We start from the raw sequence: 13,682 nt of genomic DNA on the forward strand, positions 1-13,682 counted from the left end.
TTTTGAGTTAGTCATAAAAAAGCCGTTCTCTTAGAGGATGGCTTTTTTTATGGGGGCGGGGAAGTGCTACATACGTGATAAAGCAAAAATAGAGTGCTTATTTTTCAAACACACTACCGGCTCACATCCACGTTTATTTGTTCTCATTGGTATTGTAATCTGTGACGTTGCTTGCTATATTAACGCTGCTTCTTATAAGCCGTGCAGGTTAGCGGTTTTGACAAAAGACTGACTGACAAACAGCAGTCTGGTATAAGAGGCAAGTTAGGGTAATAAAACAATTTTACCGCTAAGGGCTTGCATTTTATGCTAAATATTGTATAATGCTGTCCTTTACACCCATAGGCGATTGGCTCAATTGGTAGAGCATCGGTCTCCAAAACCGAGGGTTGTAGGTTCGAGTCCTACATCGCCTGCCATCTTCTTATCATTTCTTTGTTGTACCTCACCATCTCCGAAGCGAGTTCTTTATGAGCAATAATCAAGATAACCTCGAGACTAAGTTATCTGATGCCAAGGCGGTTGCTGGTGGAATGCTGTCTAAAGATAAGCATGTTTCAGCGGGTAATAATTCTGCTGTTGAAGTTGCTAAGACGGGCTCAATAAAAGATTTGATTTTGTGGCTTCTTGCCGCAGTGCTTTTGATAGGCGCAACGTTAGTTAATCAGTATTTACCCGGTTATTGGCAACCCGCCAATGATGTCTGGGTACGTATTGGTATCATCGTTGCCCTCATTGTAGTTGCAGTTGTGTGCTTGGCGTTAACGCATCAAGGTCGCGCTTTTAAAATATTGTTAAAAGACGCCGCTGTTGAGCTTCGCCGAGTGACATGGCCAAGTAAAGACGAAACCTTCCAATACACATGGCAAGTTATTGTCGTGATTGCTATTGTCGGGTTTTTCGTGTGGTTACTAGATAACTTTTTTAATTGGTTCGTTGGCATATTTATTGGTTAAGTGTTTTGAAGTTGATCGTGTATTACGATTGCCTTTCATTTAAATACTGCCACTCAAATTTTTACTTATAACGATTAGGAGCGTGATATGCGTTGGTATATTGTCCAAGCGTTTTCAGGATATGAAAAACAAGTACAACGTTCATTAACTGATCGTATTAATCGTAGTGACTTCGCTGAGTCGTTCGGTGATGTGTTGGTTCCTACTGAAGAAGTCGTTGAAATGAAAGACGGCAAAAAACGTAAGAGCGAGCGTAAGTTCTTTCCAGGATACGTATTGATCCAGATGGACATGAACGATAATACTTGGCACATCGTTAAAGACTGCCCACGTATTATGGGCTTTGTAGGTGGCACACCTGAAACGCCAGCGCCCATTACGCAAGTAGAAGCCGATCGTATCTTAAATCGTCTCAATCAGACTGAAACTGACCCACGTCCTAAGACGCTATTTGAACCAGGCGAAGAATTGTTGGTTATTGATGGTCCATTCACTGACTTTAAAGGGTTGGTAGAGAAAGTGGACTATGAGAAATCTAAGCTACATCTAACGGTAAACGTATTTAATCGACCGACTCAGGTTGAGCTTGAGTTTAGTAAAGTTGAGAAACTGGACTAAACCCGCAAAAATTTCATCAACCGGGGAGCTGTTAATCCGCACTGTGTCTACACAGGATTGATTTGGCGCTATCACCCATTTAGGAGAAAATCATGGCTAAGAAGATTGATGGTTACATCAAACTGCAAGTGCCTGCAGGCAAAGCAAATCCTTCACCACCTATTGGTCCAGCATTGGGTCAAAAAGGCGTGAACATCATGGCGTTCTGTAAAGAATTTAACGCTGCAACCTCAGGTCAAGAGCCGGGTCTACCGATTCCAACTGAGATCACTGTATACAGCGATAAGTCTTTTACCTTCATCATGAAATCACCACCAGCTGCGTACTTACTACGTAAGGCTGCTGGTATTGCTAAAGGTTCAGGTACACCAAACACCGCTAAAGTCGGTAAAGTTGATCGTGCGCAACTAGAAGAAATCGTTAAGACCAAAGATGCAGACTTAACTGCTGCTGATCTTGATGCTGCTGTCCGTACCATCGCTGGTACCGCTCGTTCAATGGGTATTACCGTGGAGGGTGTATAATGTCTAAGCTAACCAAACGTCAAAAAGAAATTCAAAGCCGTATTGATAACGAAAAACAATACACTATGGAAGAAGCCGTTCAAATCTTAAATGATTTGCCTGCGCTAAAATTCAAAGAGTCTATTGATATCGCAGTAAACTTGGGCGTTGACCCACGTAAATCTGATCAAGTGGTTCGTGGCGCTACCAACCTACCTGCTGGTACTGGTAAAACCAAACGCGTTGCTGTATTCGCTCAAGGCGCTGCTGCTGAAGCTGCTAAAGAAGCTGGTGCAGACATCGTTGGTTTTGAAGATCTTGCAGAAGAAATCAAAGCTGGCAACATGGACTTTGATGTTGTTATCGCCGCTCCTGATGCGATGCGTGTTGTTGGTCAGTTGGGTACGATCCTAGGTCCACGTGGCCTGATGCCTAACCCAAAAGTCGGTACAGTAACGCCAAACGTTGCTGAAGCTGTGACAAACGCGAAAGCCGGTCAAGCACAGTACCGTGTAGATAAAGCGGGTATTATTCATACCACTATCGGTCAAGTTGGTTTTACTGCTGAGCAAGTAATCCAAAATGCTGAAGCACTAATTACCGATCTAAAACGTGCTAAACCTGCTACTTCTAAAGGTACTTTCATCAAGAAAATCACCTTGTCTAGCACGATGGGTCCTGGTCTAAGTATTGATCCAGTTCCATATCGCACAGCAAAATAATTAAGTATATGCCTTTATTTGACAATTTCAAATAAAGGCGACAAAAGTCTTTTAAAGAATTAGGTCAGTGTAGCATACGCTATGCTGTCTAAGACCGTAGGTAGAGAGCGGTTTTGCGTTATTGATAGTGATTTTTGGATTATTAGTAATAACCACGAGCTGCTTTTGTTAATCGACAAAAGATGAAAATCTTAGTTGTCCTACGCAGACGGTGACCCACCCAGTTGTTGATAAGAGCCGATAGTTTAATCTATCACTTGATGTCATTCTGATAACGGTGCCGTAATCAGTCGTTATGAGTAGATTTTATTTTTATATTATTTACAAATAACGTGTCGTATCAAGTCAGTCTAAGCCAGACGTTTAATAAATGAAAACTTAGGTTTTTAAGTATTGAAGTACTGAGCTGATTGATAAGATTAAAGGAGTCAACTTATGGCATTAACGCTAGAGCAAAAACAACAAGTTGTGGCTGAAGTGTCTGAAGTTGCTGCTAATGCTTACTCAGCAGTAGCTGCCGAATATCATGGTATTGGTGTTGCAAAGCTTACTAAGCTGCGCGAACAAGCCCGTGAGAAAGGCGTGGTTTTGAAAGTGGTAAAAAATACCCTAGCAAAACGCGCTTTTGAAGGCACTAAGTTTGAGAGCATGTCAGACCGTATGACTGGTCCACTACTTTTGGCTTTCTCTATGGAAGATTTGGGATCTGCAGCTCGAGTCGTTTTCGACTTTAGCAAAGAGAACAAAGCTTTAGAGACCAAATTGGTATCAGTCGGTGGTGAAGTTTATGGTCCAGAAGAGCTAGAGCGCGTATCGAAGCTACCAACTCGCGACGAAGCAATCTCTATCTTGATGGCTACTATGAATGCACCAGTGACCAAGCTTGTCCAGACTATGAACGCTGTTCCTGGCAAGTTCGTTCGCACGGTAGCGGCAATCAAAGACGCAAAAGAAGCTGCTTAATTGCTTGTTTTAACGTAACTTTGACATCGCTGGTTACATTTTTTTGTCAACCCTATTTTCAAATTTGGCAAGTAATCAAAGCGATATTAAAATCAATTAATTTTTATCAGATAACGGAGAGTTCTCATGGCACTATCTAAAGATGATGTGTTAAACGCAATCGCTGAAATGTCAGTAATGGATATCGTTGAATTAATCAGCGACATGGAAGAAAAATTCGGCGTAACAGCTGCTGTTGCTGCTGCACCTGCTGCTGCTGGTCCTGCTGCTGCTGCTGCTGAAGAAAAAGACGAGTTTGACGTTGTTCTTGCCAGCTTTGGCGAGAAGAAAGTTGGCGTAATTAAAGCCGTACGTGAAGCTACTGGTCTTGGCCTAAAAGAAGCGAAAGATTTGGTTGAAAGTGCTCCAGCACCAATCAAAGAAGGCGCATCTAAAGCTGAAGCTGAAGAGTTGAAAAAGAAACTTGAAGAAGCTGGTGCAACTGTTGAACTAAAATAAGTTTAACGCTGTACGAAAAAAAGCTGGTAATGCCTTGCATTGCCAGCTTTTTTTTACTATAATTCGTAGCTTGACCTTTTGTGTCTGCCAACATACGTATGCAACATCACGGTGGATACCCATCAAAAGGACAGACGATATACATGCAAGCACACATGCCAGTTTTTGAAATCAGTTAATATGAGCTAAACGTCCGTAGATGTTTGGCATTTTTTTGTGTCTGCATGCTTTCCCATTAACACTATAGTTTATACTGATTCTAAAAGTTATAGTTATCCCTATTATTAATTCTAAAAAGCTACTGATCTTAGGTTATCCATTTAGCATGGTTTGCTGTCAGTATGTAGCCTTGTAGACGGTACCCGTCAGTGATGACGTGAGTTTTCCATGACGAGCTGTCTAAATGCAAAATGGGGCTTGATGACAGATAGCTTGGAAAAATCCGAGTAGTCATATTTTTTTGTAAGGTTGTTTGTGACTGATGCCGTAAGGGCAATAGACTGTATGATATTGAATTTTTTGGTATGGGTAGTCATATAGACTTATTTAGATACCGATTATACGATTAAGTGCAGTGTGCTAAACAAGCACTGATTAGTAAAGTAGTCGTTGATAAAAAGATATGAGTTGAACACGAACACCCGTTTTATATTATCGTTTACGTCGCTAAGTTTGCATTGTATTTATGCAGGTTGGCCGCGCTTTTAATTTGTTTCCACGTTTACTGTAAGGACTCTCGATGGCATATTCTTATACTGAAAAAAAGCGTATTCGCAAAAGTTTTGCTGAATTGCCCACTGTGATGGACATTCCCTATTTGCTGTCTATCCAAGTAGATTCTTATGAGCAATTTTTGCAAGAGCATAAAAAGCCAAAAGCTCGTGAGAATACTGGTTTGCAAGCTGCGTATTCCTCTATTTTCCCAATTGAGAGTCACTCTGGTAATGCTGAGTTGCAATTTGTTGAGTACTATTTAGGTACGCCAGAATTTGATGAGCGCGAGTGTATTTTGCGTGGTTCAACGTTTGCTGCGCCTATGCGTGTCAAAATCCGCTTAATCATCAAAGATAAAGACAGTAAAGACAAAGACAGTAAAGCTGCGATCAAAGACATCCGTGAGCAAAGCGTTTACATGGGTGAGATCCCGTTGATGACAGCGAACGGTACCTTTATTATCAATGGTACTGAGCGTGTCATCGTATCACAGCTACATCGTTCACCAGGTGTCTTCTTTGATCATGATAAAGGCAAGTCACACTCAAGTGGTAAAGTACTGTATAACGCCCGCATCATCCCTTATCGTGGCTCATGGTTAGATTTTGAATTTGATGCGAAAGACTTAGTATTTGCTCGTATTGACCGTCGTCGTAAGCTATTGGCTTCTATCATTCTGCGGGCACTCGGTCTGACGACTTCTGAAATCTTAGATCTGTTCTTTGATAAAGTAAGCGTTTACAAAGGCGAAGAGCAGTTTGAGATTGATCTGGTGGCTGATCGCTTGCGTGGCGAGATGGCACAGTTTGATATCGTTTCACCTGAAGGTGAGGTGATTGTTGAGCAAGGCAAGCGTATTAATGCACGCCGTATTCGTCAGCTTGAAGAAGCAGGTATGACGAAGATTGCTGTGCCTGATGAATATCTCTATGAGCGTATTTTGGCTGAAGATATCGTCGTGAATGATGAAGTCATCGCTCGCGCCAACACGCTCATTGATCATGAACTATTGGTTAAATTAAACTCGTTTGAAGCCAGTGGCGCTATTAAAGAATTCAGCATTCTATTCACGAATGACATCGATCAGGGTAGTTATATCGCAGATACGCTACGTGCTGACAGTACGTCAACCCGTGAAGAAGCGTTGATTGAAATCTATAAAGTCATGCGTCCAGGTGAGCCACCAACAGTTGAGACGGCTGAAAAATTGTTTGAAAGCATGTTCTTTAACGCTGATCGTTATGACTTATCAAATGTCGGTCGTATGAAGTTTAACCGCCGCCTTGGTTTAGAGTTTGATAATACAGATGATCCGGATGTTCAACGCGAACGCAGTGTGTTAACCAACGAAGACATCGTTAATGTACTAAAAGAGCTGATTGAGATTCGTAATGGTCGCGGCGACGTTGATGATATTGACCATCTTGGTAACCGCCGTATTCGCTCAGTAGGTGAGATGGCAGAAAACCAATTCCGTGTTGGCCTAGTACGTGTTGAGCGTGCGGTCAAAGAGCGTTTAAGCTCAGCGGAATCAGATAACTTGTCGCCACAAGATTTGATTAACTCTAAGCCTGTAGCGGCTGCGGTGAAAGAATTCTTTGGTTCAAGCCAGTTGTCACAGTTTATGGATCAGAACAACCCGTTGTCTGAAGTTACCCATAAGCGCCGTGTATCAGCACTAGGTCCTGGTGGTCTGACTCGTGAACGTGCAGGCTTTGAAGTACGTGACGTACATGACACGCATTATGGCCGTGTCTGCCCGATTGAGACTCCTGAAGGTCCAAACATTGGTCTGATCAACTCACTAGCGACATTTGCTAAAACCAATAGCTTTGGTTTCTTAGAAACGCCTTATCGCCGTGTGGTTAATGGTCAAGTGACCGATGAGATCGAGTATCTGTCAGCGATTGAAGAAGTGGGTACTGTCATTGCACAGGCCGACTCCCCGATGACCAAAGACGGCGCGTTAAGTGACGAGATGGTTAGTGTACGTAGCTATGGTGAATTTGTTCGTATGCCAGCTGACAAAGTGACGCATATGGATGTGTCACCAAGTCAGGTTGTCTCGGTCGCAGCAGGTCTTATTCCGTTCCTAGAGCATGATGATGCTAACCGTGCCTTGATGGGCTCGAACATGCAGCGTCAGGCTGTTCCTACGCTACGTGCTGATAAGCCGTTAGTAGGTACTGGTATGGAGCGTCACGTTGCTCGTGACTCTGGTGTTTGTGTGATCGCTAAGCGTGGCGGTGTGATCGAAGATGTTGATGCATCACGTATCGTTGTTCGTGTCAACGAAGACGAGATGACTGCTGGTGAAGCGGGTATTGATATCTATAACTTGATTAAATACACACGTTCTAACCAAAACACCTGTATCAACCAACGTATCATTGTTAACCAAGGCGACGAGATTGCCCTAGGTGATATCTTAGCTGATGGTCCATCAACGGATCTTGGTGAGCTAGCACTAGGTCAGAACATTCGCATCGCATTTATGCCGTGGAATGGTTACAACTTCGAAGATTCAATCTTGCTGTCTGAAAAAGTGGTGAAAGAAGATCGTTTTACTACCATTCATATCCAAGAATTGACGTGTGTGGCTCGTGATACCAAACTAGGTACAGAAGAGATCACGGCTGACATTCCAAACGTTGGTGAAGCCGCGTTATCAAGCCTTGATGAAGCAGGTATCGTCTATATCGGTGCTGAAGTTGACGCTGGTGATATCCTAGTGGGTAAAGTCACGCCAAAAGGCGAGACGCAATTAACGCCAGAAGAGAAATTGCTACGGGCTATCTTTGGCGAAAAAGCGGCTGACGTAAAAGACACGTCACTACGTGTACCGACCTCTAGTAAAGGTACGGTTATCGATGTACAGGTCTTCACCCGTGATGGCGTCGAAAAAGACGCACGCGCAAGAGCGATTGAAAAGTCGCAACTTGACAGCTATCGTAAAGATTTAAAAGAAGAACTACGTATCTTTGAAGAAGCAGCTCGTGGTCGTATTGGTACGCTGTTAGATGGTCAAAAAGTTAGTGGCGGTGCTGGTCTAAAAGCTGGTACGGTCATGGCGTTGGCTGATATGAAAGATATGAGCCTTGAGACGTTGCTTGATATCCAACCAGTTGAAGAGGAAATCTCTGAGCGTCTCACGCAAATCGCTGACTACTTGGTTGATAAGCAAAAAGACATCGATGTGAAATTTGCTGAGAAAAAACGCAAATTGACTGCTGGTGATGACTTGCAACATGGTGTACAAAAAATCGTTAAGGTTTATCTAGCGGTTAAGCGTCGTATTCAGCCGGGTGATAAGATGGCTGGTCGTCATGGTAACAAAGGTGTGGTATCGCGCATCATGCCGGTTGAAGACATGCCTTATGATGAAAATGGTAATACCGTTGACATCGTATTGAATCCACTTGGTGTACCATCTCGTATGAACATCGGTCAGGTTCTAGAGACGCATTTGGGAATGGCGGCAAAAGGCTTGGGCGAGAAGATTGACGGTATGCTCAAATCTCAAGCAGCGATCAAAGAGCTCCGTGACTTCTTGGACAAAATCTATAACCAAGTCGGCGGTGAGCAAGTTGATCTTGATAGCTTGAGTGATGATGACATCATGGCGCTAGCAGACAACCTACGTGGCGGTGTACCGATGGGTACGGCAGTATTTGACGGCGCAAGAGAAAGCCAAGTCAAAGACTTGCTAGAGCTTGCTGGTATGGATCGCGATGGTCAGCAAACCTTATATGATGGTCGTACTGGTCAGAAATTTGACCGTAAAGTGACGGTTGGCTACATGTACATGCTCAAATTGAACCATTTGGTTGATGACAAAATGCATGCGCGTTCAACGGGTTCTTACTCACTAGTCACGCAGCAGCCACTTGGCGGTAAAGCTCAGTTTGGTGGTCAGCGCTTTGGTGAGATGGAAGTGTGGGCACTAGAAGCTTATGGTGCGACCTATACGTTGCAAGAGATGTTGACTGTGAAGTCAGATGACGTTGAAGGCCGTACCCGTATGTACAAAAACATTGTTGATGGTGAGCAGTACATGGATCCAGGTATGCCTGAATCGTTTAACGTATTGACCAAAGAAATCAAATCACTGGGTATTAATATTGAGTTAAAACAAAGCAACTAACCCCGTTGTTTAACTTAGTTGTCCACTAAAGGCAGCCTGCTTTATTGCTGCTGCTTTTAGTGATTTGTCTCAACCCTATTCATTGCCTTCATTCATCTTATCTGCGTCAATAGATTGCAGTCAGATGATTATAAAGATAACGGAGAAGCAACTTGAAAGATTTACTCGATATCATGCAAAGCCCTGCCGGCAACGGTAATCAAGAGTTTGATAGCATTCAAATTACTTTAGCCTCACCTGACGTGATCAAATCATGGTCACATGGCGAAGTAAAAAAGCCTGAAACCATTAACTATCGCACGTTTAAGCCTGAACGTGATGGTCTGTTTTGTGCCAAGATTTTTGGCCCAGTAAAAGATTTTGAATGTCTATGTGGTAAGTACAAGCGCCGTAAGTTCCAAGGCGTTATCTGTGAAAAATGTGGTGTTGAAGTCACCACCGCTAAAGTCCGCCGTGACCGTATGGGTCACATTGACCTAGCCAGTCCTGTGGCACACATTTGGTTTTTAAAATCATTACCTAGCCGCATCGGTCTATTGCTAGACATGACGCTGCGTGATATTGAGCGCGTACTGTATTTTGAAAGCTACATCGTCACTGAGCCTGGCCTGACTTCTTTAGAGAAGTACCAGTTGCTGGATGATGAAGATTATTACAAAGCCCTAGAAGAATTTGGTGACGAATTCACGGCTAAGATGGGTGCTGAAGCGGTTCAAGACTTATTAAAAGATATCGACATGGATATCGAAATTGATGAGCTGCGTGAAGCGATTCCGCAAACAGGTTCTGAGACTAAGCTTAAAAAGATGTCTAAGCGTCTTAAATTATTAGAAGCGTTCCGCGATTCTAATAACAAGCCTGAGTGGATGGTAATGAATATCTTACCAGTACTACCACCAGATTTGCGTCCGCTAGTACCACTAGAAGGTGGCCGTTTTGCGACATCAGATCTAAACGATCTTTATCGCCGCGTAATCAACCGTAACAACCGTCTAAAGCGTCTGCTTGAGCTGAGCGCGCCTGACATCATCGTACGTAACGAAAAACGTATGTTGCAAGAGTCAGTGGATGCGTTGCTTGATAATGGTCGCCGCGGTCGTGCAATTACCGGCAGTAACAAGCGTCCATTAAAATCTTTGGCTGATATGATCAAAGGTAAGCAAGGTCGTTTCCGTCAGAACTTACTTGGTAAGCGTGTTGACTATTCTGGTCGTTCGGTCATCGTTGTTGGTCCAACACTACGTTTGCATCAGTGTGGTCTACCGAAGAAAATGGCACTAGAATTATTCAAGCCATTTACTTATAACAAGCTATTGTCTCATGGCCTTGCGACCACGATTAAAGCTGCCAAAAAGATGGTAGAGCGTGAAGAGCCACAAGTTTGGGACATGCTGGCCATGGTTATCCGTGAGCATCCAGTACTACTTAACCGTGCGCCAACACTTCACCGTTTGGGTCTACAGGCATTTGAGCCAGTATTGATCGAAGGTAAAGCGATCCAGTTGCATCCGCTTGTTTGTACCGCGTTCAACGCTGACTTTGATGGTGACCAAATGGCCGTTCACGTGCCATTGACACTAGAAGCACAGCTTGAATCACGTGCCTTGATGATGTCGACCAACAACATCTTGTCACCTGCGAACGGTGATCCGATCATCGTACCATCACAGGATGTGGTACTAGGTCTGTATTACATCAGCCGTTCATCTATCAATGCTAAAGGCGAAGGCATGGTTTTTGCCACCGTCAATGAAGCATTGCGTGCGATTGGCTCAAACGATTTACATGTAAACGCTAAAATTAAAGTGCGTGCGACCGAAACGCATATTGATGAAGATGGTAACGAAACCAAAGAAATCAGCATGAAAGAAACGGTTGCTGGTCGTCTACTTATCTGGAACATCATGCCTAAAGGTATGGCGTTTGATGAGTGTAACCAAGAGATGACGAAGAAAAACATCTCGCGTCTGATCAACTCTTGCTACCGTAAAGTCGGCGTAAAAGAAAGTGTCATGTTTGCTGACCAATTGATGTATCTTGGTTTTGCTCAAGCGACGCTATCTGGTGTGTCTATCGGTATCGATGACATGGTCATTCCACCACTGAAAAAGCAAATCATTGAAGTGGCAGAAGGCGAAGTTCGCGAGATTGAAGATCAATTCGAGCAAGGTTTTGTGACCGCTGGTGAGCGTTATAACAAAGTGGTTGATATCTGGTCACGTACCAATGATAAAGTCGCAAAAGCAATGATGGACAACTTGGCGACTGATAAAGTCATCAACGCCCAAGGTGAAGAAGACGAGCAGAAGTCGTTCAACTCAATCTTCATCATGTCAGACTCTGGTGCTCGTGGTAGTGCGGCTCAGATTCGTCAGCTCGCAGGTATGCGTGGTCTAATGGCGAAACCAGATGGCTCAATCATTGAGACACCCATTAAGGCTAACTTCCGTGAAGGTTTGACCGTACTACAGTACTTCATCTCAACTCACGGTGCGCGTAAAGGTCTAGCAGATACGGCACTGAAAACGGCTAACTCAGGTTACCTGACCCGTCGTTTGGTTGATGTGGCACAAGATTTGGTTATTACCAGTGATGACTGTGGCACAGAAGAAGGCTTGCTCATGAAGCCGCATATCCAAGGTGGTGAAATCATCGAGAAACTCGGTGAGCTAGTACTTGGTCGTGTGACTGCTCGTGATGTGACTTATAACGATGATGACTCAAAAGTCTTGATCCCAGCGGGTACCTTGATCGATGAGCATTGGGTAAACGTACTTGATAATAATGCGATCGATGACATCTGGGTACGCTCAGTCATTACTTGTGATGTTGAGCATGGCGTATGTTCACAGTGTTATGGTCGTGATCTTGCCCGTGGTCATAAAGTGAATATCGGCGAGTCAGTCGGTGTCATGGCCGCTCAGTCTATCGGTGAGCCTGGTACTCAGTTAACCATGCGTACGTTCCACGTGGGCGGGGCAGCCAGCTCAGCGTCTGTGGACAACAGCATCTCTGTACGTAATGCTGGTCAAGCGCATTTTGAAAACATGAAAACGGTACAGCATACAGACGGTCACTTGGTCATCGTATCGCGTTCAGCGGAAATCGCCTTGACCGATGAGCTTGGCCGTGAGCGTGAGCGCTATAAAGTACCGTATGGTTCAAGCGTACTTGTGAAAGATGAAGAGCAGGTCGAAGGCGGTCAAACCATCGCTAAATGGGATCCGCACACGCATCCTATTATTACAGAATTCGCTGGTACAGCACGCTTCAGTGATATCATTGATGGTTCAACGGCGACGGTCAAAGTCGACGATGCAACTGGTATGAGCTCATTTGAGATTCTAGCGACTCGTGACCGTTCAAGCTCAGCAAAAGACTTACGTCCTGCGATTATCTTGAACACTGACGAAGGCAAAGAAGTGGTTTACTTCTTACCAGCTGAGACCATCATTCGCGTCAGCGATGGTGAAAAAGTTGCAGCAGGTTCGATCTTGGGCCGTGTACCACAAGCGTCTTCTGGTACCAAAGATATTACCGGTGGTCTGCCACGTGTGGCTGACTTGTTCGAAGCACGTCGTCCAAAAGATCACGCCATCATGGCAGAGATGACTGGTGTGGTGAGCTTCGGTAAAGAGACCAAAGGTAAAAACCGCTTCATTATTACCAATGAAGATGGCGAGGTTCATGAAGAGCTGATCCCGAAATGGCGTCAAATCAACGTCTTTGAAAACGAGACAGTAGCACGTGGTGAGATTATCGCTGATGGTCCACAAAACCCGCACGATATCCTACGTCTAAAAGGTCAGACTGCGCTTGCTGATTATATCGTTAACGAAGTACAGGACGTTTATCGTCTGCAAGGTGTGAAAATCAACGATAAGCACATCGAAGTTATTATTCGTCAGATGTTGCGTAAAGTTGAAATCACCGATGGCGGCGATTCAAGCCACTTCAAAGGCGATCAGGTAGAGTATGCGGATATCAAAGCATTGAATGCGAAGCTAGAAGCGGAAGATAAATTCCCAGTACAGTATGAGCGTCAATTGTTAGGTATTACCAAAGCCAGCTTGGCTACTGAAAGCTTTATCTCAGCGGCTTCGTTCCAGGAAACAACCCGTGTACTAACTGCTGCTGCCGTAACTGGTAAAGTGGATGAGTTACGCGGCCTGAAAGAAAACGTGGTCGTTGGTCGCTTGATTCCTGCCGGTACTGGTCTTGCTTATCACAAGACACGTAAAGAAAAAGCGGATCAGAAGCTACAAGATAAAGATCTGAATGCCGCCTTTGATATGGGCGCAAGCACGGATAGCAAAGATTTTGCTAGCTTTGATGAAGCCTTTGCTCAAGAATTAAATCAAGATAATTAATCTTATTAACTGTTTTTGATACTTTCTTAATGTGATAAAAAAGCCAGCTTATAAGCTGGCTTTTTTGCGTTTTTAAACATTTAAATCGTCAAAAAATTGAGTGTGAATCTACATTTGGTAGGCTGAGTAGAGATGACGTGGTCACGTTGTGGTTCGGCTGTTATAATTTCTAAGAAAATCGGTCCAGTTAATAG

At 43.9% G+C, this 13,682-nt stretch carries 8 protein-coding genes, 1 tRNA gene and 1 pseudogene; all 10 read left to right on the top strand.

The annotated features are described in order from the left end of the window. Nucleotides 1–343: 343 nt before the first annotated feature. Nucleotides 344–419: transfer RNA gene (locus B2P60_RS06765), tRNA-Trp, on the top strand. Nucleotides 420–470: 51 nt separating this feature from the next. Next, nucleotides 471–956, top strand: coding sequence for a preprotein translocase subunit SecE (secE, locus tag B2P60_RS06770; RefSeq protein WP_193006697.1), 486 nt, complete (start codon nt 471–473; stop codon nt 954–956). Nucleotides 957–1,043: 87 nt separating this feature from the next. Further along, on the top strand, nt 1,044–1,574 hold the full coding sequence (gene nusG, locus B2P60_RS06775; RefSeq protein ID WP_193006698.1) for a transcription termination/antitermination protein NusG: 531 nt from the start codon (nt 1,044–1,046) through the stop codon (nt 1,572–1,574). Nucleotides 1,575–1,666: 92 nt separating this feature from the next. Beyond that, a complete protein-coding gene (gene rplK, locus B2P60_RS06780; RefSeq protein ID WP_193006699.1) occupies nt 1,667–2,098 on the top strand; it encodes a 50S ribosomal protein L11 in 432 nt (143 codons plus the stop codon). Continuing rightward, nucleotides 2,098–2,799 carry a 50S ribosomal protein L1 gene (gene rplA, locus B2P60_RS06785; protein WP_193006700.1) on the top strand — a complete coding sequence of 234 codons (702 nt, stop codon included), beginning with the start codon at nt 2,098–2,100 and terminating at the stop codon, nt 2,797–2,799. The genes rplK and rplA overlap by 1 nt, the downstream gene beginning before the upstream one ends. A gap of 109 nt (nt 2,800–2,908) precedes the next feature. Further along, nucleotides 2,909–2,971 (top strand): annotated as a pseudogene (locus B2P60_RS12350) (hypothetical protein); the annotation flags it as partial. Nucleotides 2,972–3,234: 263 nt separating this feature from the next. After that, complete coding sequence (gene rplJ, locus B2P60_RS06790) at nt 3,235–3,762, top strand: 50S ribosomal protein L10 (RefSeq protein ID WP_193006701.1); 528 nt, start codon at nt 3,235–3,237, stop codon at nt 3,760–3,762. Nucleotides 3,763–3,888: 126 nt separating this feature from the next. Then, nucleotides 3,889–4,260: a 50S ribosomal protein L7/L12 gene (gene rplL, locus B2P60_RS06795; protein ID WP_057761722.1), complete on the top strand. Its 372-nt coding sequence runs from the start codon at nt 3,889–3,891 to the stop codon at nt 4,258–4,260. 739 nt (nt 4,261–4,999) lie between these two features. Further along, nucleotides 5,000–9,118: a DNA-directed RNA polymerase subunit beta gene (rpoB, locus tag B2P60_RS06800; protein WP_193006702.1), complete on the top strand. Its 4,119-nt coding sequence runs from the start codon at nt 5,000–5,002 to the stop codon at nt 9,116–9,118. A gap of 152 nt (nt 9,119–9,270) precedes the next feature. Further along, entirely contained in the window at nt 9,271–13,488 is a 4,218-nt protein-coding gene (rpoC, locus tag B2P60_RS06805) for a DNA-directed RNA polymerase subunit beta' (RefSeq protein WP_286740181.1), read from the top strand. Nucleotides 13,489–13,682: the final 194 nt, after the last annotated feature.

The organism is Psychrobacter sp. UBA3068, from assembly GCF_002366815.1.
In the GTDB taxonomy this organism is placed as follows: domain Bacteria; phylum Pseudomonadota; class Gammaproteobacteria; order Pseudomonadales; family Moraxellaceae; genus Psychrobacter; species Psychrobacter namhaensis.